General features: G+C 42.0%; 14 protein-coding genes and 2 rRNA genes (1 of these 16 only partly in view). 11 read left to right on the forward strand and 5 right to left on the reverse strand.

The annotated features are described in order from the left end of the window. Window positions 1–83: 83 nt before the first annotated feature. The 6 genes from ruvA to BMW98_RS18690 all read left to right on the forward strand — a co-directional run bounded on the left by ruvA (window position 84) and on the right by BMW98_RS18690 (window position 10,106). Entirely contained in the window at window positions 84–677 is a 594-nt protein-coding gene (gene ruvA / locus BMW98_RS18665; RefSeq protein ID WP_090260737.1) for a Holliday junction branch migration protein RuvA, read from the forward strand. Window positions 678–692: 15 nt separating this feature from the next. Further along, window positions 693–7,820 carry a T9SS outer membrane translocon Sov/SprA gene (gene sov, locus BMW98_RS18670; protein ID WP_090260739.1) on the forward strand — a complete coding sequence of 2,376 codons (7,128 nt, stop codon included), beginning with the start codon at window positions 693–695 and terminating at the stop codon, window positions 7,818–7,820. Between the two features lie 55 nt (window positions 7,821–7,875). Beyond that, window positions 7,876–8,256 (forward strand): glycine cleavage system protein GcvH, encoded by a 381-nt coding sequence (gene gcvH / locus BMW98_RS18675; protein ID WP_090260741.1) that lies wholly within the window; start codon window positions 7,876–7,878, stop codon window positions 8,254–8,256. A 6-nt stretch (window positions 8,257–8,262) separates the two neighbouring features. Next, complete coding sequence (locus BMW98_RS20730) at window positions 8,263–8,652, forward strand: VanZ family protein (RefSeq protein WP_090260743.1); 390 nt, start codon at window positions 8,263–8,265, stop codon at window positions 8,650–8,652. Window positions 8,653–8,675: 23 nt separating this feature from the next. Continuing rightward, window positions 8,676–9,350 (forward strand): energy transducer TonB, encoded by a 675-nt coding sequence (locus BMW98_RS18685; RefSeq protein ID WP_090260745.1) that lies wholly within the window; start codon window positions 8,676–8,678, stop codon window positions 9,348–9,350. Window positions 9,351–9,440: 90 nt separating this feature from the next. Beyond that, entirely contained in the window at window positions 9,441–10,106 is a 666-nt protein-coding gene (locus BMW98_RS18690; protein ID WP_090260747.1) for an energy transducer TonB, read from the forward strand. A 35-nt stretch (window positions 10,107–10,141) separates the two neighbouring features. Here BMW98_RS18690 and BMW98_RS18695 read toward each other — a convergent pair whose 3' ends face one another. Genes BMW98_RS18695 through BMW98_RS18705 form a run of 3 tightly spaced genes read right to left on the reverse strand, consistent with a single transcriptional unit; the run spans window position 10,142 to window position 15,430 of the window. Next, the gene (locus BMW98_RS18695) at window positions 10,142–11,023 is read right to left on the reverse strand and encodes a YicC/YloC family endoribonuclease (RefSeq protein ID WP_090260748.1); all 882 of its coding nucleotides are present in this window, start codon (window positions 11,021–11,023) and stop codon (window positions 10,142–10,144) included. A 53-nt stretch (window positions 11,024–11,076) separates the two neighbouring features. Further along, window positions 11,077–14,352: a hypothetical protein gene (locus BMW98_RS18700; RefSeq protein WP_090260750.1), complete on the reverse strand. Its 3,276-nt coding sequence runs from the start codon at window positions 14,350–14,352 to the stop codon at window positions 11,077–11,079. A 19-nt stretch (window positions 14,353–14,371) separates the two neighbouring features. Beyond that, window positions 14,372–15,430: an NAD(P)/FAD-dependent oxidoreductase gene (locus BMW98_RS18705; protein ID WP_090260752.1), complete on the reverse strand. Its 1,059-nt coding sequence runs from the start codon at window positions 15,428–15,430 to the stop codon at window positions 14,372–14,374. A gap of 76 nt (window positions 15,431–15,506) precedes the next feature. Here BMW98_RS18705 and BMW98_RS18710 point away from each other — a divergent pair, with 76 nt between their 5' ends. Genes BMW98_RS18710 through BMW98_RS18730 form a run of 5 tightly spaced genes read left to right on the forward strand, consistent with a single transcriptional unit; the run spans window position 15,507 to window position 22,724 of the window. After that, window positions 15,507–16,151 carry an MBL fold metallo-hydrolase gene (locus BMW98_RS18710; protein WP_090260754.1) on the forward strand — a complete coding sequence of 215 codons (645 nt, stop codon included), beginning with the start codon at window positions 15,507–15,509 and terminating at the stop codon, window positions 16,149–16,151. Continuing rightward, window positions 16,151–16,855: a CDP-alcohol phosphatidyltransferase family protein gene (locus BMW98_RS18715; protein WP_090260756.1), complete on the forward strand. Its 705-nt coding sequence runs from the start codon at window positions 16,151–16,153 to the stop codon at window positions 16,853–16,855. The genes BMW98_RS18710 and BMW98_RS18715 overlap by 1 nt, the downstream gene beginning before the upstream one ends. A gap of 49 nt (window positions 16,856–16,904) precedes the next feature. Continuing rightward, window positions 16,905–20,273 (forward strand): type IX secretion system sortase PorU, encoded by a 3,369-nt coding sequence (porU, locus tag BMW98_RS18720; RefSeq protein WP_139177692.1) that lies wholly within the window; start codon window positions 16,905–16,907, stop codon window positions 20,271–20,273. Between the two features lie 31 nt (window positions 20,274–20,304). Next, the gene (gene porV / locus BMW98_RS18725; protein WP_090260760.1) at window positions 20,305–21,459 is read left to right on the forward strand and encodes a type IX secretion system outer membrane channel protein PorV; all 1,155 of its coding nucleotides are present in this window, start codon (window positions 20,305–20,307) and stop codon (window positions 21,457–21,459) included. Between the two features lie 8 nt (window positions 21,460–21,467). Further along, window positions 21,468–22,724, forward strand: coding sequence for a M16 family metallopeptidase (locus BMW98_RS18730; protein WP_090260762.1), 1,257 nt, complete (start codon window positions 21,468–21,470; stop codon window positions 22,722–22,724). 192 nt (window positions 22,725–22,916) lie between these two features. On the opposite strand, the gene rrf is transcribed toward BMW98_RS18730, so the two are convergent. Beyond that, a 5S ribosomal RNA gene (gene rrf / locus BMW98_RS18735) occupies window positions 22,917–23,028 on the reverse strand. Window positions 23,029–23,149: 121 nt separating this feature from the next. Further along, window positions 23,150–23,215: ribosomal RNA gene (locus BMW98_RS18740) — 23S ribosomal RNA — on the reverse strand; it runs 2,812 nt beyond the window's last position.

A 23,215-nucleotide genomic window follows, 5' to 3' on the forward strand; every position in this document is an offset into this window, starting at 1 on the left:
GTAAGGTGTAAGAGTAGGAATATTATTATTTTTAGCGGTGGCAAGTTTTACTTGCCACTTTTGTTTTTATATACAGCCAAACTATGTTCTCATATCTCAACGGAAAACTCGCTTACAAAGACCCAACTTTTGTTATTATCGATATTAATGGCGTAGGGTACGATGTGAAAATTTCGCTCCACACATTTTCCCAAATCAAAGATCAGGAGAACATTAAACTGCACACTTACCTCCACATAAAAGAAGACGCACACACACTTTTTGGCTTTGCAGAAGACAAGGAGAAAAAGCTCTTTTTACAACTCATTTCAATATCGGGAGTTGGCCCTTCAACCGGACTAATGGTACTCTCTTCGCTAGGCCCTCACGAAACTGAGCAAGCCATTTTGAGCGAAGATGTTCGGACCATTCAGGGCGTGAAAGGTATAGGCGCTAAAACAGCCCAACGCATAATCTTAGAGCTAAAAGATAAGGTAGGAAAAGACGGTGATTCAGACTCGCTGATAAATATTCCTAGTTCCAATCGCAATGCTATAAGAAACGAAGCGTTGGCAGCGTTAGTAACACTAGGCATCAATAAAAACGCAGCACAAAAAAGCATTGACAAAATACTAAAACAAAATTCAGGGGACTTAAGCCTAGAAGACCTGATTAAACTAGCTTTAAAAGCTGCCTAAGGGACCTTAAAATACTTGACTCGCAGCTATCACATATTAATCTTCAACCTGATATGCGTAGGCCTGCTGAGCTTGGCTCAGCCTGTCTTTGGATTTCAGCAAGACACTACTGCCAACCGCCAGGACACGGCCAAGTATGTGCCTTCGCCTTATCCCAAATACCAACGTAACTTCTCGCCTATTGCACCTTTAGGTGGTAGGCCCGTTCGTTCTCCGCTTTGGTTTAACCGCCCAGCTTATCTCAACCAAATTTCGAGGTTAGATACTGGTCGAAGCATGGTTTATGGAGAACAAATAGGAGGATCTCTTTTAAGACCGCCTTTGCGAGTACCCTTCAACCAAGTACTCCAACAAAAACTTTCTGATGGCAACAGAGAGTTCTTTGAGCAAAAAGCAAAGGCCCAAGATGGAGAAAGTGCGGTAGCCAACCGTGGCAGACTAATTCCTCCCATAGCCTTAAACCCTTTCTTCGATAGGCTCTTTGGAGGAGACCAAATATTAATCAATACAAGTGGTTCGGTATTACTCGATTTTGGAGCTCGCTTTCAGCGGGTAGACAACCCTGCCATTCCTGTTCGGCAGCAGCGAAACGGCACCTTTGAATTCGACCAAAACATTGGAATGAACCTGGAAGGAACTATCGGTTCCAAACTGAGGATAAACGCCAACTTCAACAACAACAACTCTTTCGACTTTGAAAATCAATTAAAGGTGGAGTTTTCCGGCTTAGAATCGGATATTATTAAAACGCTTGAAGTAGGTAACGTGAGCATGCCAATTGACAATAGCTTGATTACGGGTGCACAAAACCTCTTTGGCTTTAAAACCCAGATGCAATTTGGCCGACTATATGTTACCGCCTTGGCGGCATCTCAGCGCGGTAGTACAGAAAGCATAGAAATTGATGGAGGCGTTCAACGCAATGAATTCGAAATACGAGCCTCAGATTACGATGAAAACAGACACTTTTTCCTGGGCCACTTTTTCCGAGACAATTTCGAAAACTGGCTAGGCAGTATCCCTTCGATAATTTCTGGTGTTCAAATTAGTCGAGTTGAGGTTTACGTGCTCAACAGAAACAACAATACCGAAACCCTAAGAAATTTTGTTGCCCTAATGGACCTTGGAGAGGGCGACAACATTTACCAGCAAGGCAATTCGTTTGTAGGTCCCGGAACGCCTGGCTCCCCTACCGCCAACAGTGCCAACGACTTATTCACCAACATGACGGCAAACCCCAGCCTGCGACAGTCAGACCAAGTGAGTACCATTCTGGAATCCCAGCACGGCCTTGAACGCGGGCAAGACTTTGTAAGGGTAACAGGTGCACGTAAGCTCGATCCTTCCGAATATTATTTCAATAGAGAGTTGGGTATTCTTACCATGAGCAGACAACTGCAAAACGATGAAGTGCTAGGTGTATCTTTTGAATACAACTACCAAGGCAGAAATTATAAAGTAGGTGAAGTAACTGAGGACTATCAAAACAGGCCTGAAGACGAAGTGATTTTCTTAAAGATGCTTCGCCCAAATAAGATCAACACACAAGTACCCACTTGGGACTTGATGCTAAAAAACATCTATAACCTGAATGCAGCACAGATTGACCGCTCTTCCTTCCAACTGCGCGTAATCTATCGGGATGACGACACCGGAATTGACAACCCAAGCTTGCATGAGGGAGAAAGAACCAAAGACGTTCCGCTGGTTGAGTTAATGGGACTAGACAGGCTAAACCAAAATGGTGACCCGCAGAAAGACGGCAACTTTGACTATGTAGAAGGCGTGACGATAAACCCAGAACGAGGTTTTATGATGTTTCCATATTTGGAGCCCTTTGGCGAAAGAATGGAAAACCAATTCCTACCGAACGAACAGTTTTTAAAAGATAAATATGTGTTCGACACGCTTTATCAAACTACCCGCGCTGATGCCCAACAAGTTTCTAGACTAAACAAATACTACATAAAAGGAAGTCTGCAGTCAGGTTCTGCTAGCGAGATAAACCTCAATGCATTTCAGGTAGCAGAAGGCAGCGTGGTGGTAACTGCCGGAGGCACCCCACTAATAGAAGGTACCGACTACACGGTAGACTACTCCCTTGGAAGAGTAACCATTATCAATCCTTCGATCCTTAATTCTGGCAAGAAAATCCGTGTAACTTTTGAGAAAGCCGACCTCTTTAACTTTCAGGCCAGAAACCTATTAGGAACAAGGCTAGACTATGTACTGAACGACCAAACCAACTTTGGCTTCACACTAATGCACTTAAACGAGCGGCCACAGCTTTCGCGTGTAAGCATTGGTAACGAACCGGTAAGCAACACCGTTTGGGGGCTCGATTGGAATTATAGTGCTGACTCTCGTTTTCTAACCCGAATGGTAGATGCGCTGCCATTTATCGACACTAAAGCTCCTTCTAAAATCACATTCCGTGGAGAGTTTGCCCAGCTAATTCCGGGTACGACCAACGAGGTAGAAGGTGTGGGCACTTCATACATTGACGACTTCGAAGCCATTGCCACTCCATTTAGCCTTTCCAATCCGCAAAGCTGGAAACACGGTTCGGTTCCTAAAACCGACAACAACAGGTTCGATAAGAGTGGTCAAACTTCAGACAGACTTGGAGCCAACTATAAAAGGGCAAGAATTTCATGGTACTCAATCGACAATGTATTCTACCGATCTACCGGCACCAACAGGCCAGCCAACATTACGCCAGACGATTTAGAGAATCACTACGTTCGTTCCATTGGTCAAAACGAGGTGATTAAAAGAGATGCACAACAAATAAATGTAAACGAACCAAGTTTCGACATTGCCTACTACCCTTCCGAAAGAGGTATTTACAACTACAATCCCGATCTAAATCCTGACGGAACAATGAAGGATCCGAAAAGTAACTTCGGAGCCATTACACGAGCCATCACCAACGAGGTAGATTTTGACAAAACGAATATTGAATACGTAGAATTTTGGTTGATGGACCCTTTCATCAACAATACGAATGGACAACCGGACAATCCTCGCGGAATGATTGATGATGGCATAAATCAGCCAAAAGCAAACTCTACAGGCGGTATGATGTACCTAAACCTTGGTAGTATTTCTGAAGACTTGATGCGCGATGAATTACACGCTTTTGAGCAAGGACTTCCGGCAGATGGTTCGACCGATCCAAGCGAAGTAACAGAAAACGAATGGGGCCGTGTTACCCGCCAGCCATACCTCAACCCCGCTTTTGATAACACCGCAGATGCTCGTGCCAACCAAGACATCGGGCTTGATGGTGTAAACACCAATGAGGAGCGCACTTACTTTGAGAACTACCTCAACAGCCTTGCTCTGAATGGAGATGCTCGTGACAAAATATTCCAAGACCCATCGAATGACGATTTCTACTACTACCTAAGTGACTCTTTGGATGCTGCAGATGTTGGCATTTTGGCACGTTACAAAGGCTACAATGGCATGGAGGGCAACAGCCCGATTTCTAACGGAAGCGAGAACTTTACAGCTGCCAACTCTAACCTGCCAGATAATGAAGATTTAAACAGAGACAACACTCTTTCTGACCTAGAAGAATACTACGAATACAATATTCCAATTAAGCCTGGGCAATTAAGAATTGGCCAAAACAACATTGTTGATAAAGTAACCAACGAGGTAAACGGTGACAGAGTAGACTGGTACCTTTTTAGAATACCAGTAAGAAATCCGGATCGCGTTCAGGGCAACATAAACGGATTCAAGTCTATTCGTTATGTCCGCACCTACCTGACGGAATTCGAAGAACCTATTGTATTAAGAATGGTCAACTTTAGAATGGTAGGTAGCCAATGGAGAACCTTCCAAGAAAGCTTGTACGAAAAAGGCCTTTTCGAAATCCCTGAACCTTCAGGGCCAAACTTCAATGTTTCTGTGGTGAGTATTGAGGAAAATAGCCAAGGAGGAGATGGCGTACCTCCTTACATGGTTCCTCCGGGCATTAACCGAGACCGAGATAATACATCTGTGGTAGAGCGTAGAAGAAATGAGCAGTCGCTGCAGCTATGCGTGGAAGACCTAAGAGATAAAGATGCACGTGCCGTATTTAAGAATGTAAATATGGACATGATCAATTATGGGCGGATTAAAATGTTCCTTCATGGCCATAGTGATGACAACATTCAGCCTGGCGAAGTAAGCGCCTTTTTAAGACTAGGAACTGATTTTACCGAGAACTATTACGAAATAGAAGTCCCCCTAACCATGACGGATGCCAGCGCAGTAAGCGCCCGTGACATCTGGCCTGAAGAAAACGAAATAGACTTAGCGTTTAGCGAACTCTACAAAGTTAAAACCGCTCGAAACCAAGCCAATGCCAACCTCACACTTCCGTATACTCAAACAGTCGGCAAATACAACATTACCGTAGTTGGTAGGCCAGATATGAGTTCGGTACAAACACTTATGATTGGGGTTAGAAACCCGAATTCGCCAGACGCTGAACCGAAATCCTTCTGCTTATGGGCAAATGAAATGCGTGTTTCGGATTTCGATAGTAATTCGGGGTGGGCTGCCAATGCCCGATTAGATGCCCAGTTGGCGGACTTCGGAAACGTAACAGCCACGGTGAGCCACTCATCGATTGGCTTTGGTGGTATTTCAGACAAGGTATCGGAGAGAAACCGGGAAAGAACCACGCAATACGATGTATCGAGCCGATTTGCAATGGACAAGTTCTTCCCAGAAGACTGGGGGTTGGAAATACCAGCATACTTCAGTTTTGAACATGCCCATTCCGTACCTCAGTTCGATCCGCTGGACCCCGACCTCTATTTGGATGATGTCCTTAACTCTTTCGACTCTAAAGCGGAACGAGACGAGTACTACAAAAAAGTAGTTGACATTTCGAATAGAAAGAGTTTTAACTTCTCTAATGTGCGCAAAAGAAGGACTAACCCAGACAGGCCAGTGCTGCCATGGCAAATAGAAAACTTCAGCTTTACTTATGCATATAATGAGTTAGACCGCTCTAACATTAACACAGCAGAATACAGCTACCGTAACTATCGCGGAGCAGCCACTTATGCCTACCAACCTGAAGGCATAAATGTTCAACCGTTCAAGAATGTAAAGTTCCTTGATTCCAAATGGTTAAAAATCATAAAGGATTTCAACTTCAACCCTATTCCGAGCTCAATTGTGGTTAATGGAAATTTGAATCGAAGTTTCCTTAAAACTCAGTTACGAAACTCAGATTTGGGTACAGAAGGCATTGACCCTTACTATGAGAAGTCCTTTACTTTCGATCGCTCTTATGCCCTAAACTGGGATTTGGCCGATAGGCTAACCTTCGATTATATGGCCAATGTAAACGCCATTATAGACGAGCCCGAAGGAGACATTAACACTGACATTAAGCGTGATTCGGTGTGGAGTAACCTTAAAAACTTTGGTAGAATAAAGAATTACCAACACACAATAAACGCTACATATACTATTCCGGTAGATAAAATCCCATTAACTGAATGGATTAACTCAGACGTAAGTTATACGGCCACCTATGGGTGGAAAGCAGGCGCCATTGGCCAGCTAGACACACTCGGTAACACGGCTACAAACTCAAGAGTGATTGGCCTTAGTGGTAAATTCGACCTTGTAAAACTCTACAACAATATTGGTTTACTGGAGAAAGTAAACACTCCTGCCAGATCACGGAGCCGTTCGAGGGCCAGGCCAGGCACCGAAGCTGCAGCAGACAGCACAAGACAGAAAAAAGACATTAACCAAATGCCGGTCCTCAAAGGTCTTTTACGTACACTTATGATGTTCCGAAACCTGGACTTCTCGTACAATCGCAATGAGGGCACCGTGTTGCCTGGCTACATGCCAGACGTTTACTTATTCGGTATGAGCGAAGGTTTCGATAATCCGGGCTTTGGATTTATTACGGGTAGCCAAAATGCGGATATCCGGTATCGACTAGCGCGAGAAGGACAATATGCACCTAGTGAGTTTTTAACTACTCCTTTCCAACAAAACAAGAGCATCAACTTTAGCTACAACGCGCTTATTGAACCATTCAGCGACTTCAGAATAAACCTAAGTGGCGCTAAAAGTTTTACAGAGAACTATCAGGAGATATTCAGAAATGATGGAGCTAACGACCTATATGTTAGCATTAACCCAAACAGAACGGGTACCTACAATGTGAGCCACATGATGATAAAAACCACCTTTACTAAAATTGGTGATGACGACAGCTCTCCGCTTTTCAACGACTTTGAGGAATACAGAAACGTAGTAAAATCTAGACTGGATGCTCAAAACAACAATGGAGATTATGAATTGAACTCGCAAGAAGTAGTGATTCCTTCTTTTATTGCAGCTTACAGTGGTGACGACCCAAATGAGGTGAACCTAAGTCCCTTCCCTAAATTCCCTATCCCCAACTGGAGTTTAAACTATCGCGGACTCTCTCGAATCCCAGCACTTAGCGAAGTATTCAGCACCATCAACATTTCGCACGCCTATAGCAGCAGCTACTCTGTTAGCAACTTTGTTAACTCCCCGCTCTACACTACTGGCCTTACGCTAGATAATAGCTTAAACGATTTCGGCTTGGCATCTGAAGTAAACGAAAATGGACTATTAGTACCGATATTCCTCACCCAGCAAGTTGTGCTTACCGAAAGGCTTTCGCCATTGGTTGGGGTAAACCTACGTACCAAAAACAACTGGGACATTGGCATGGACTATTCAAGAGAGCGAAATATCGGACTGAACCTTTCAAACATTCAGGTAACAGAAATGAACTCAAAGGCCCTTCAGGTTAATGTTGGATTCTCCAAAACCGGTGTAATGATTCCTTTTAGAATAAATGGTAGAAAAGAGCGCCTACCAAACGAACTAAGCTTTAACATGACAATGACCATAAGCGACCGAAACACCATTCAACGCAGAATTGACGAAAAGCCAATTGTAACAGACGGTATCAAGGTATTCAGGCTCGCTCCTACCGTTGACTATAATGTAAGTCAATCACTCCGCGTATCACTTTATTTCGAGCGCAACGTGAACGATCCACGTGTTTCTACCAGCTTCTTAAACGCAAGGACATCCTTTGGTGGAAGAATTCGATTTAGTTTAGCGCAATAATGAATGCTATTCTAAAGAATCCATTTATTTTTGGGGCACGAGAATAATTACCGTTATGAACATACCTGAACAACTTAAGTACACCAGCGATCACGAATGGGTAAAAGTAGATGGTGACATTGCCACAGTAGGTGTTACCGACTTCGCACAAGGAGAGCTTGGCGACATTGTTTATGTTGAAATTGAAACTGAAGGCGAGAGCATTGATGCCAACGAAGTATTCGGAAGCGTAGAAGCTGTAAAAACCGTTTCAGACCTATTTATGCCTGTTTCTGGTGAAATCGTTGAAGTAAACGAAACCCTAGAGGACAGCCCTGAATTGGTAAACGAAAGCCCTTACGAGGATGGCTGGATGATAAAAATCAAAATGTCTGATGCAAGCGAAGCGGACGGTTTGATGGATGCCAGCACTTACAAAGAGCATATTGGCGCATAAGTAATTATGCCTAGCCAGCGTATCTGGAAACTTTCGGCCCTGTTATGGGCTATAACATTAGCAATATTATTATTGCTACCACAAAAAAGTTTTCCTGAAAGCGAATTGCTTTCGTTCGACAAACTGGCACATATAGGAGTGTTCGCAATTTTAGAAGTACTATTATTGCTAGCATTCTTTAAAGGAAAAGGTCAAAACACAATAAAACTCAAGATTCTGACGTTAACTATAAACATAGTTTATGGTTCTGTGTTAGAATTATTACAACATTTCTCTCCGGGGAGACTTACCGATTGGTACGATTTTTTCGCCAATAGTGTAGGAGCACTTGTGGGAGTTATATTTTTTTCGATCTTTATCGAAAATAAAGTTGCGAATCATAAACTAATATTATAGTTTTAAAATCTAACGAAAGAAAAATGGAAGCTAAAAAAACCCCTAAAGCGGATTTAACTAAGAAGACTAGTCTCTTCTTGGCGATCGGCTTGGTGCTTAGCTTAGGAGTTACATTGATGGCCTTTGAGTGGAAAAAATACGATGAAGGCGAATTGATGGACCTTGGAATGGCGCCAGACGACTTTGAAGAATTGACAGAAATTCCTCCAACCGAGCAGCCACCACCACCACCACCAAAAATTCAGCAGCCTCAAATTATCGAGATTCCTGATGAAGAAGAGATTGAAGAAGAAATCGAAATCGATCTTGATGTGGAAATCACTGAGGAAACTGAGGTAGAGGAAATTGTATTCGAAGAAGAACCAGAAGAAGAAGAAGCAGAAGAAATCTTCATGGTTGTTGAAGAGCAAGCTTCTTTCCCAGGTGGAATGGGCGAATGGAATAAGTTCTTGAAGAAGAACCTAAAGTACCCTCGTCAAGCTACAAGAATGGGTATCGAAGGTGCAGTTTTCTTGTCGTTCGTAGTAGACAAACAAGGAGTAATTTCTGATATCAATGTAATTAGAGGTATCGGTGGCGGATGCGATGAAGAAGCCATCAGAGTATTGAAAGAATCTCCAAGATGGGCACCAGGTAAACAACGTGGTAGAGCCGTAAAATCTAGAATGCAGCTAAGAATTGTATTCCGTTTGAAATAAAACTAATGAAGCCCGATTTAATCATCGGGTTTTATTTTGAATTGAATAACTAATTATTTAGTTTTATTATTAAACAATTAGTTGATAATTATGGAAACCAAAAAAAACAACCGCTACAACCTCCTTAAATATAAAGGAGTGTTCTTTTTAACAGGCCTCTGCATAAGCACCAGCCTAGTTCTTTTCGCCTTTGAATATAAGACGATCTACACGCCAGAAACAATGGGAGATCCAACAGCCTCTTACTGGGACAATCCAGAGATCCCTATTACTGAATTTGACGAACCAGAGCCTCCAAAGCCAAAAAAACAGTTTCAACTTGTAGAGGTAGATGATGTAGAAGAAGTAATTGAGGAAATTGAAATAGACATAGATTTCAACGAAACCGATGTACTAGATGAAATAACCTTTGAAGAAATAAAAGACGAAGAGGTAAAAGAAGAGCCCTTTGTTATTGCCGAAGTACAGGCAAGTTTCCCTGGAGGCACCGCTGCTTGGGGTAAATACCTGAGAAAAAACCTAAAATACCCTAGACAAGCTCAGCGCATGGGGATTGAAGGAAAGGTACAACTAAGCTTTCTGGTTGATGCTAGCGGAAACATATCCGATATTAAAGTAGTCAGAGGAATTGGAGATGCGTGCAACAACGAGGCCGTTAGGGTATTAAAGAATTCACCACAGTGGAACCCAGGACTTCAACGCGGGCGCCCTGTAAAGTCACCAATGTCGATCTTTATTCACTTCATACTTAAGTAGTAATAAAAAAGGGAGGCTTAAGGCCTCCCTTTTTGCTACAGCACATTTAATAGCTGCTCCTTTATCTTTTCTAGTTCATCCTTCATTCCTACTACCAGTTTCTGAACCGGTGCATAGTTAGCTTTAGAACCAATGGTATTGATCTCTCTTCCTATTTCTTGTGAAACAAAACCAAGCTTCTTTCCCTGTGACTCTTTATCAGCCAAAACCTCCAGAAAATAACTCAAATGATTCGTTAGTCGGACAATCTCTTCACTAATATCCAGCTTCTCAATGTAATAGATCATTTCTTGCTCAAAACGGTTTTTATCAAACTCATCGGATCTAGAAATTTCCTCCTGATGCCCCTGTATGCGATCTCTAATCACCTTTACACGTTCTGGCTCCAGCACCTTAATTTCTTCTAGGTTATTGCCAATATTCTGGATGTATTGCGAAAGTTCCTTTTCTAATGAAGCCCCCTCTTGTGACCTAAACTCATCGCAAGCCTCTAAAGCTTTGTCCAGATGGGCTAAAATAAACCCCCATTGTTCTTTCAAAAAGTCATCATCTGCCTGACCTCCGTTTAATACATCAGGACTGTGCAAGGCCAGTCTAAACAAGTCGCGCTTATCGGCCCCGGTATCTTCGGCAAGTTTTTCAAACTCGCTGTAATAAGCCTTAAACAACTGCTCATTTACCGTCTGCCCATTCAGCGCACCCGAATCATTAACTAATTCTATGCTAATTGAAGCTTTCCCTCTAATCAAACGCTTATTGAGTACATTTCTTAACTCCAGTTCTTTGTCTTGAAAACTCCTAGGCAATTTCACCTGAGCATCTAAGAATTTAGAGTTCAGTGTTCTAAGTTCAATTGTAACGCTGTACCCATTTTGTTGACCACTAGATTGGCCATATCCTGTCATCGACTTAAGCATAGTTATCAAAATAAGGCACTAAAATAAGTGAATTAGTGCGTTATAAAAATCGCTTAAAAATCGTAACCAAAAGACAACTGGAATTGTGGACTTAAGAATTCAAAATTTCTAATCGGAAAGGCTAAGTCTACTCTAGAGAAAAATCCGAGGAACATGGTTCTCATACCAACACCAGTACTCTGCAACCATGGGTTATTAAAGTTATTGAGCACTGCCGAAAAAGGTGATCCATCGGTACTTACTTCTTCAATATTCAGGTTGTTTTGCTCTTCAAATGGAGATAGATCATCCCATGCCGAACCTATATCGTAAAAAGTAATAACTTGAAGATTGCGCAAGAAGTTAGACCTCAACTCACTATTATTTAATAATTGATTAATTGGGAATCTAATTTCAGCACTAGCAGACAACACATTTCTTCCTTGGAAAGTATTGTAGTCGTACCCCCTTAGGTTAACGAACTCCAAAAACAGCACATCGCTATTATCATACAGCGTGGTAAAGTATAAAGGGTCGGTTTCATCGCCACTTCCCTCGGTACTGTTAAACGCCCAGTTATCTACACCTCCCAATAAATATTGTTTTGGTGCACCTCCAAAGTAGCTTCCATAATGAACTCTACCCGCCAAAAGAATCCCTTTTGTCAATCGCTGGTAATGGCGAACATCTAGTTCAACATTACTAAAGCCCACAGCGGCATCATTCAACTTGGCATGCGTTTCAAACGTAACTTTAGCTCGTGTTCCTTCATGAATATTAGTACCAGTAACCACACTATTATCGTATACAAAACCCGCACTAAACCCAACGTATCTGCGCTTAACATCGGCAATAAACTGACTTGGCGTATTTGCCGGAACCAGCAAAGCAGGGTTATTATCCAAAAACCTAGTTTGGGTATAGAATGGATTAAACTGAAACCTTAAACGTTGAGTAAACGGATAGCCAAAACCCAACTCAAATCTGTCCTTAAAATACTTTTGATCAAAATCGGGGTTACTCTGGCTAGAGCGCACAATTGCTTCGCGATAATACTGTGCATGAAAATCGATTCTGTGTTTGAGGTATTCATACTTACCAAACACATCGTAGCCATCATTAAAGCTCCATGGTATTAACATACCACCGCTAAAACGATGATCCTCCAGAAAATCATTCATATCAATTTCCACCCACTGAGAGAAAGACCTAATCTCATCAATTGCAAACGAGGTTACAATATTGTTCGTTTGCATTCTGTTTTGGTAATCGTACGGTCCAGTGGTAGCGTTTTGAAGCTTGGTGTTTTGATAGATGTTTAAGAAAGACCTACCGGTAGATTGACGCTCTTCAGCCACAGGCCGCTCAAACTGATAGTCTTTAGTATTAACCTTAGATGCATTTTTAAAACTATAGTTCTCAGTATTTATAGCATTCGCTCTTACAGAGTCCAAAAACAACATCTTTTTCTCTTCTACCGGCTCAGGTTCATCCGGTAAAGTATCTCCTAAGCTTCTGTTTTCAAGTAGCCTCTTCCTTCTTATTTCGGCCAATAGCTTGGAGGTTTCTTGCGCCTTTCTAGGTGTTACAGGAGTAAAAACAGACTCAGAAGCTGTAAATGATTGCAAGAAAATAGCATCGCGGCTATTATTGGTGCTCACATATGCCAGTCTATTGTTCTCTGCATCGTAGGTAAAATGCTTCATGCCAAAAGCAAAATTGCTTATCTGGGTAGTTAGGCTATCCCTTAGGCTAAACTTGTACAGGTTATTAATGCCTTGCTGATCACTCAAATACAAAACATCCCGATCAACAGATATTTCAGCGCTTAAATCTAAAGCCAAGGAGTTGGTGATCTTACCAAAAACACTGTCGGGATAATCCAAACTGTAGGTAAACAGGTTAAACTTATTTACTTCTACTTCCGAAATTTTCTCTGGGCCTTGAACAAACACACTATCACTTGGTCTGTTTGAGCTTAAAATAATCTGATTGGAGCCTGGGAAGAACGAGATATCACGCTCATCGTAACTATCGTCTGTAATTCGCCTTACCTGACCGCGCACTATGTTATAAATGTAGGCATCGCTTATTCCATTGTAAGCCCCAGTAAGTACTGCCTGCCTTCCTCCCGGTTTAAAATCAAAGCTTTGCACATCGGTAACAACAGGAATATTAATTACCTGCTCACCTTTAACACCCAGCCTCTTTACCGCGAGTACATTATTTCCATTCTCGCTGTAAACAACACCTAGTGTAGTGCTATCTGCCCAACTCAAAATTGGGTAGTGCGTATCAACTTCCTGATTAATAATTCTAAAGCCACCTTCATAAACCACCTTTTCTCGCTGACTTTGCATGTCAATTACGCGAACTTCAAACCTTCCATTTTTTGCAGCGGTATAAGCCAGGTGCTTTCCACCCGGGCTAAACTTAATACTCGTATAGTCTTCTGCCTTCTTATTATTACCTGTAAGCATAAACTCTTCATTCGGCTGGTTGTATGCCTCAAGTAAGTTCACATGCATATTGCTGTAAAAAGTACGCCATTCGAGCATAAAGCGGTTAAACGGCACCCCTAGTGTTCTGGAAACACTTGTCTCTTCATCGCGCAAAATTCTTGCTAGGTTAAGAACATTCGAGACACTGCGCTGACCATATTTTTGAACCACATAATTCCAAATAGAACGTCCTATCAGCTCATTCATTTCGGGGCTTAGTCTGGCAAACTTATCTACTTGGTTATGGTACACATACTCGCGCACGGCATCGTCCATTTCTTTATCCCAACCATAGGCGATATAACTTGCCACACCTGTAGTAAACCAGCGGGGTATTGGTGTTGAAAATGCGCTCTGAAACATCTCAGCAATATTGCCACCATATAGCATCTCCTGAATAAGCATGTCGGAAATACTAAAAACTGCCTTTTTCTTAAACGAAGCCAAGTCTCCTGAATAGGCTATTTCAACCTGTGACTTAACAAAGTTGGTCTGTCCGCCTACACTAAAATCGTTACCGCGAATACCAACATTACTTTGTTGCTTATCTATAATGGAATTGTAAAGAAAAACCCTTGTGCGTGCATAAGGAAAATACCCTATGGTTTCTGTAATCCTACTAAACTGATCTTCAAGAAACTCAGAGGTTAGTTTAGCCAACTCTTCTCCCCCCTGATAGTAGTAAACCTCATAGTTTTCTGACTGGTAATATTTCCAATCGAAACTTTTATACTGAATACGGTTTTTATCGAACCGTTCTTTATAGGCCTGCCCCCGAGCGTGGTTTAATTGAATCGAAAAAAATACTACCGTTAAAAGTAGACTAGTCGTTAGTTGGCGTTTTAGCATAAGCCGCTGAAATAGAGTTTTAAAATAACGAAAAAAACCGCTCGATATTGACCTCATCCTCAAGATTAGTATTTCCTTCCATCCATTGCGCAAATTGGTTGGCATAAAACGGTGCTAAAGACACGCCTTTTGCCCCCAACCCATTAAAAACATAAACACATTTATGCTCTGGGTGTTTTCCCAAGAAAGGCCGCCTATCCTTAGTAGCGGGCCTAACACCAGCCTTTTGGTCAGTTACTTTATACCTAAACTTCACCAAACCACTCAGTTTATCTATTAACTGAGTTTTAGCCCTAAGGGTTGGTGCTTCATTTAAATTTTGATGCTCATAGGTAGCTCCAACTTTACATTTCCCACCACCTAGTGGTACAACAAATACACCTCGGTTGTAAATCACCCTCTGTTCTTGCTCGCTTTCCACATCCAAAAACAGCAGTTCACCCTTTACCGGGCTAAGCGGTAACCATTTAAAAAACGGATTCTCCTCCAACAATCTACCGTCACAAAATACAATCTTTTTGGCGCTTATTCCCTTGTAGGAAACTCCATTATCCTCAAGCTCCAGTGCATCAAAATCGAAAGTATCGTTAACCAACAACTCCTTATTAGCCAAGTACTCCTCGTAAGCAGCAATAAACTCCGCAGTCTTTAAATACCCAGACTTCTTCAGTAATATCCCCCCGAATTCATCTTGCACATGGTGCCCGAACCCCGGCTTTTGATAAACCTTTTCAATATAAGGAGCATAGTCCGACTCGGCACTTTTACCCATCCACTCATTCTGTTCTTCAATAGAATAAAACGGACGATAAATTGGTGTTTCAACCAAGAAGTCAGTCTTAAGCTTTCGCTCCAAACCTCGGTAGAATGGGATAAGATAATCAAACAACCGATCACAGTGCCAAGTTTTCACCATCTTTCGCCCTGTAATCGGGTTGAAAAGGCCTCCTGCCACTTTAGAGGAGTTAGATAAACTGGCATCGGAAACCACTTTAACTGAAAGCCCAATATTCAATAAATGCTCGGCAAGCACACTGCCAGCCAGCCCCTGCCCCACTATAAGGTAATCAACCTGCATAAAGCGAAATTAATCCAACTAAGTTTGAAAAAGGCGATTATTACATGAAATTTGGCCTATAAATTTTAAGACAACAATGATTGAAATTGAGCAATTTACATTTAATCCATTTATGGAAAACACCTATGTGCTTTACGATGAAACCAAAGAAGCCGTAATTATAGACCCAGGCTGTTACGATCCTCGAGAGCACAAAGAATTGCTAGATTTTGTTGTCGAGAAGACATTAAAGGTGAAATACATACTGAATACACATGGGCATATAGACCATGTGTTAGGCAATTACTTTGCGAAAACACATTTTGGCGTTGACCTATTAATTGGCAAAGAAGACTTGCAAACGCTTAAGTCTGTAGAAGTGTATGCCGCAAACTATGGCTTTCAAGGATACCAGGCTACAGAGCCAGATCAGTTACTCGACACAACGGACATAATCAAATTCGGCAATAGCTCACTCAACATACTGTTTGTTCCAGGGCACGCACCTGGGCACATTGCGTTTTACCCAACCGACAAATCTTTCATTATTGGTGGAGATGTACTTTTTCAAGGAAGCATAGGCAGAACCGACCTCCCTGGAGGAGATTTCGACACACTAATCAACAGTATTCATACCGAATTCTTTAAATTCCCAGATAGCACCGTGGTACACCCCGGCCATGGCGAAGCAACCACTATTGGGGAAGAAAAAGTATCTAACCCCTTCTGTGCGCTCAAATAATGAACTGGTTAAAAAGAAACATACCTAACGCTTTTACGCTGGGCAACCTAACGCTGGGTGTGCTCGGCATTTACTTTTTACTTACTAACCCCAGCCAGTACGCAGATAAAATTCATTACTTCGTGTTTATAGCTGCATTTTTCGATCTGCTTGATGGGCTTGTGGCGCGCCTGCTCAAGGTGCAGTCTCCGCTGGGGGCACAGTTAGATTCACTGGCCGATCTAATCACTTTTGGAGTTTTGCCGGGTTTCATTTACCTGAACTACACCAGTGCAGAAACCTTCGGGTTTCTAGTACTCCTAATACCCGTATGTTCTGCCATCAGGCTTGGTGTCTTCAACCTAGACGACAGCCAGAAAACGGTATTCAAGGGTATTTCAACCACCGCGCATGGCATTTTCGCGGCAACAATCCCGTTTTTGTTTCACCACACTGAGGGTGCGTTTTCACAGATATTTTATGGCAACACCATTGCGCTAGTAGCACTAAGTTGGTTCTTCTCATTCTTACTGGTTTCCAAACTCCGAATGATCTCATTTAAATTTGAGGGCTTCGGAATAGGCGCAAACTGGGACCGCTATCTTCTGATTGTAGGAAGTGCCGCCCTATTCGCGGTGTTTGGTCTAGCAGGCTCTCCTTACATTATGCTGCTGTATATTTCCCTATCTACAATTGGGCATTTTAAATCCTCAGTGCATTCATAATTCCGTTGAGACCAATACGTTCACTATATTGGGTTCCAAACTAACTAACTTGCTTCGCAAAGCGCTTCTTATACTAATTATTGCCACTATTTCTGTGCAAATCCATGCACAGCAGAGCAGCGTTTTAGCCACTGGAAGGTGGGTGAAAATGAGGTTTGAAAGCCCTGGAGTCTATAAAATCGACTTCAAACTTTTGACCGAAATGGGCTTCTCCCCTAGTCAGGTCGACCCAAAAAAGCTAGCGATTTATGGTAATCAAGGAGGCATGCTACCACAAGCAAACAGTGCTTATCGCCCAGCCGACCTTGAAGAAATTGCCATTTGGGTTGAAGGCGAAAACGACAACGTTTTTAATGATGGCGACTACCTACTGTTTTATGTAGGCATGGTTGACAAGCTGCATTTCGATGCAAACAGCAAACAATTCAACGTAGAAAAAAATCTCTATACACAAGATATTTTCTACTTTCTAACGGAGAAAGAGAGCGAAGGAAAGCGCATTCAAGACAACCCGAATTTAGGCACTGACTACCCTGCTTACAACTGGCACAATCGCCTTGTTCACCACGAACAAGACCTGATAAACTTATTGCAATCTGGCAGAGAATGGTTTGGAGAAAACCTCGGTGCACAAACCTCTCGTACCTTTCCAATTGACAACACGCAACTGGTTAGCGGCACAATAAAGCTTCAGTTAACTGCCATTGCACAGTCTTATAATACCTCAAGCCTTAGTGTTAGACTTGGCGAAGCCAACGTTGGAAGCTTAGGCTTTGATGCGATTCCAAATACGCAGTACGGTATTAAAGCTAACGAGCAAATATTCAAGGGAGAAGTTACCCTCAATGGAAACGAGAGCAGTCTGGACTTACAGTTAGATTATGACAAAAACGGAGCTTCGAATGCCATTGCCTACCTTGACAAGTTCCTTGTTGACATCCCCACACGAAACACCTTTTCACAAGAACAATTAAGCTTTAGAAACTCTGAAAGCATAGACAATGGACTTTCTACATTTCAAGTTGAAACGGACAACCAAAATGCTGTGGTTTGGAACATTACCGAACACGGCAACAGCCTTAACCAATCCTTTGAAAGGACGGCAAACAATATCACATTCGGAGATTTTTCTTCAACGTTACAAAGCTATGTAATCTTCGACCCAGCCAACTTACCGGCACCTTTGGCATACGAAATTCAGGAAAATCAGGATTTACATAGCAAGCTTAACACTGAGTTGCTCATTATTAGCCACGAGAATTTCATAGCTCAGGCGCAACGCATTGCACAGTTCAGAAGTGTTAACAGTGGGGTCAACTCAACCATTGTCACCCCAGAAGAAATCTATAATGAGTTCAGCTCGGGTAGACCAGATGTAACCGCTATTCGTGACTACATTCGACACCTTTATGCAAATGGCTCATTAAAGTATGTGCTGCTATTCGGAAAAGGCTCTTACGACTACCAAAACAAGGTGACCGACAACAGCAATTTGGTGCTAACATATGAGTCTCGTAATTCAATCCATCCACTACTCACTTATTCCTCTGACGATTTCTTTGGCTTTATGGAGGAGAGCGAAGGTGAATGGGCCGAGTCAACCGCTGGCGACCACACACTTGAAATCGGCATCGGAAGAATCCCGATTACAGACATAAATCAAGCAAAGTTTTTTGTAGATAAATGGATTAACTACCAAACCAATCCAGAAACCAAGGGGACCTGGCGGCAAGAAGTTGTGTTTGTAGCTGATGACGGGGATGGCAACTTACACAGTCGTGATGCGGACTTTTTAGCCGGATTGGTGGAAGATGATTTTATTGACTTTCAGGTTAACAAGCTCTACTTGGACAGTTACTTTCAAGAGCAATTACCCAACGGAGAAAAATCACCAGATGCTGAACAGGCCTTGTTAGAGGCGGTAAATAACGGTTCTTTGGTCATCAACTTTACTGGCCATGGTGCTGAGTCTGGTTGGATGCAAGAACGCATTCTAACATTCGACTTGATGAACCAGTGGACCAACCCAAACAAGCTGCCTTTTTTGGTTACCGCTACCTGCGAATTCGGCAGAAACGATGACCCTCAAGTTTTCTCCGGTGCTGAAAACCTTCTGTTTAAAGAGGTAGGAGGTGCAATTGGCTTGGTTACAACTGCCCGTCCTGTTTTCTCCAGCTCTAACTTTAGCTTAAATCAGGCCATTTATGCCAAAATGTTCAAGAAGGAAAACGGCAGTTATCCAACCTTGGGAGAGATAATTCAATACACCAAAAACAATAGTTTGGAGGGAAGTTTGAACAGAAACTTTATTTTGCTGGGAGACCCTAGCATGACACTGGCTTACCCGAATAAAGAGGTACAGTTAACGAGTGTAAACGGAATTAATACCGAAACACAGCTCGACACCTTAAGCGCTTTTGAGCAAGTTATGTTTACTGGAGAAATCCAACAGCAAAGCATGGTTGATAATCAGTTTAACGGCACGCTATATTACCAGTTATTGGACAAACCTCAGCCTCAGCAAACCTTAGGCAACGGAAGTCCACAGTTCAACTTTTCAGAACAAAACCATACGCTTTTTAAGGGTTCGGCTAGTATTACCAATGGGCAGTTCCAAGCCAGCTTTGTGGTTCCCAAAAACATCGACTATCAATATGGAAATGGGAAGATTCGATTCTACGCAGTTTCAAACAATCAGTCAGAAGATGCTATTGGCGGGTCAAAAGACATCATAATAGGAGGTACCGGAACAAATGTTACTACAGACCTAACGCCACCAAGCATCGAACTTGCTTTGAATGACTTTGAAGCACCCTACCAAACCAGCTATCAAGGCAATGTGTTGCTCCTCGCTCGTTTATCAGACGAAAGCGGAATAAACATTTCAAATTTAGGCTTTGGACAAAACATTAACCTAATCATTAACGATTCTGCCTCCTATACCCTTAATGATTATTTCATTTCAGAGAAAGACGATTTTTCTCGCGGCACCATTAGTTTCCCACTGAATAATCTAGCACCAGGTTCCAATATCCTTCACCTTAAAGCTTGGGACAATTTCGGTAATTCCAATACAGCATCCATCGAGGTGATTATTAAAGAAAATTCTTCGGCTTTAACTGAAATAAAGAACTACCCGAACCCGTTAGAGTCAGAGACTCACTTTCTAATTGAGCACACACTGATTGGGGAAAATGTGGATGTAAAGATTGAAATCCTTACCCTAAACGGACAACCGGTTACCGCCTTTGGAGAATCCTTTATCAATGCAGAACGTGTTCTGTCTGTCCCTTGGACATCGGTAAATAATGAAGGCACTCAATTGGAAAAGGGATTGTATATTTACAACGTTCATATTCGCTCAAACACTACCGAAAAAGCAGGTTCGATGCGAAAAAAACTCGTAATTTCATATTAACCAGATATAAGTATCTTTGAACAAAAATTTCATGCACTTCAGGTTACGCCTTATACCATTATTGGTTCTATCTATTATTGCTACTAACTCATTATTAGCCCAAAATTCTGGCGTTATAAATGGGCAGGACACCACCCGCAGGGTAATCACTACAGCCGTGCCATTCTTGAGCATAGCCCCAGACCCAAAAAGTGGTGCAATGGGTGATGTAGGTGCTGCAACAGAACCTGATGCAAACGCTACTTTTTGGAACCCAGCCAAGCTCGCATTTCTAAATCAGAAATCAGGCGTATCACTTTCTTTCACTCCGTGGTTAAAAAAATATGTGGATGATATGTCGCTGTCTTACCTCAGTGGTTTCTATCAACTAGATAATGAGCAGACATTTGGCCTATCAATGACCTATTTCGATTTGGGCGATATTGAACTTACAGACGGTTCTGGTGGTAGTTTAGGCAGTTTCAATCCACGCGAATTTGCTATTGCTGCTTCTTATTCTAGAAAGCTGAGCAACAATTTAAGTTTGGGGGTTACTGGTAAATTTATTCACTCAAACCTTTCAGGAAATATCTCTACAAGTCCGGTTACCGACCCAAAACCAGGAACAAGTATTGCGGCAGACATTGGAGTTTACCACAAATCACAAGAATTTACGTTCCTTCAAAAACCGTCTCAATTCTCTTACGCGGCAGTAATTTCTAATATCGGATCTAAGATAACATACAACAGTGCTGACGAAGAAGACTTCATTCCTACCAATCTGAGAATTGGTGGTGCACTAACTTCTTTCCTCGATCCATATAACAAAATCACTTTAGCACTCGATCTAAATAAGTTAATGGTACCAACGCCACAGCCTGATGGATCGGAAAAAGATAAAGGCCTACTTGAGGGCATGTTCGGGTCTTTTGCAGATGCGCCTGACGGATTCTCAGAGGAGCTTCAAGAAATTATGTACTCAGTTGGTGCTGAATACGAATACAGAGAGGCTTTTGCCTTACGTGCGGGTTACTTCTACGAGAACGCCAACAAAGGCAACAGAAAGTACTTTACATTTGGTGTAGGCGCTATGGTAAAGAAGTTCGAGTTCAACTTCTCTTACCTAATCCCTCAATTCCAAGACCATCCGTTGGCCGAAACACTTCGTTTTGGCGTGCTTATCGACTTTTCAAAGTCTGACAATTAAACCCAATTATGGATAGAACCATAGCACCTCAAGCCTCCCCTATAGGAGGCCTTATTTTACCTACAATTGGTCACCATGTCCTCGCTTCAGGCATAGATGTTTACTATAAAGAGGAACCAACTACCGAAGCTTTTAAAATTGAACTACTTACAAAAGGTGGCTACGCAAATGCTCAATCAGCTGCTTTGTGTAGTATTGCGAATAAATCACTTCTCGAGGGTACCATCTCTTTTCCCGGTAAGAAACTAATTGATCAAATTGATGGCATGGGCAGTTTTGCTGAAGCCACACCAAGTTTTGACCATAGCCTTATCACTGTTTTTGGCCTTTCTCGGTTTTTTGATAGAACCGTTCAGATATTGTCTGAAATTATTTATCAACCAGAATTCAATGGGGCCAACATTGAACACCTAAAGAAAAAAGAGCTCAATAGACTCAAACTAAACTTAGAAAAGGGCTCTTATATATCTTCTGTAAATCTGCGTAAAGCACTATTTGGTGAAGCACACGGTTACGGAAAGTCATTATCACCTGAAGAAATCGCTAACGTCTCTGTCTCTGACATTGTCAAGTTTCACAAAACCAAGCTTTGTGACTTTAGTATTTATATTTCAGGCCAATTACCACCCAATTTCATTAGCAAATTGGAAAACCGCTTCTCACGAGTAGAACGAGAGTCTCTTCCTGATAACGGTTCGATAATAAAGCATAGCCCTGCCAATGTTAGGTATTCTAACCCAAAATATATTCAGAGCTCAATCCGACTAGGTAAAAGACTTTTTAATCGAACCCACCCAGACTATTTTAAGTTTGTTCTTACTAATGAAATCCTTGGGGGCTATTTTGGCTCGCGTTTAATGAAGAATATACGGGAGGAAAAGGGTTTTACTTACGGAATATATTCGGGCCTTTACAGCCTAAATAAAGAAGGCTATTTCAGCATCTCTACTGATGTTAATGGTGAGCATGAGCAAGCAACTCTTGAGGAGATCAATAAAGAAATCATCACACTGCAAAGAGAACTGGTAAAGCCAGAAGAGCTAGAGACAGTAAAGAATTACCTCTTAGGTACATTCATCAACTCTTTCAGTACTCCTTTTGCCCATATTGACAAATTCAAAACGTTAAATGAGCAAGGTCTACCTTTTTCCTTTTATAATGAATATGTAAAAGAGATAAGCAAAACTACGGCTGAAGACATTTTAACTATTGCCGGTGAGTACTTAGACACAGACAGTCTAATAAGCAGTATTGCGGGTAAGTAAAAGCATTTAATAATCTTCTTAACACACTAAAAGTTCTTAAGACTACACAGGCTTAAGATAATCCTTGTCGTATATCAATCGATACTTAAGGTTTTTGGTCATAGAGCACTAACCCCTCTTCGTGTGTCTTTATCGTGGAGTGGTCTATAACGAAAAAAAGGAACATACGATAAGTATGTTCCTTTGATAATAAGTTGGCGGCTACTTACTCTCCCACCGGTAAGGGCAGTACCATCAGCGCAAGCGGGCTTAACTTCTCTGTTCGGAAAGGGAAGAGGTGGACCCCACCGCTATAACCACCATAAAATCTTAATCCAGTCATTTACTGAACACTATTTCTTACCATCATTTCTGATGGTCGACATATTTACTGTAAGAGTATCACACAATAGAGGTAGGTTACCGCCCCGCACAAAGGCGGGGCTATCGGAAAGCTTACGGGTAATTAGTACTGCTCAGCTATGACATTTCTGCCTTTACACCTGCAGCCT

It is taken from the genome of Roseivirga pacifica (assembly GCF_900111145.1).
Lineage (GTDB): Bacteria > Bacteroidota > Bacteroidia > Cytophagales > Cyclobacteriaceae > Roseivirga > Roseivirga pacifica.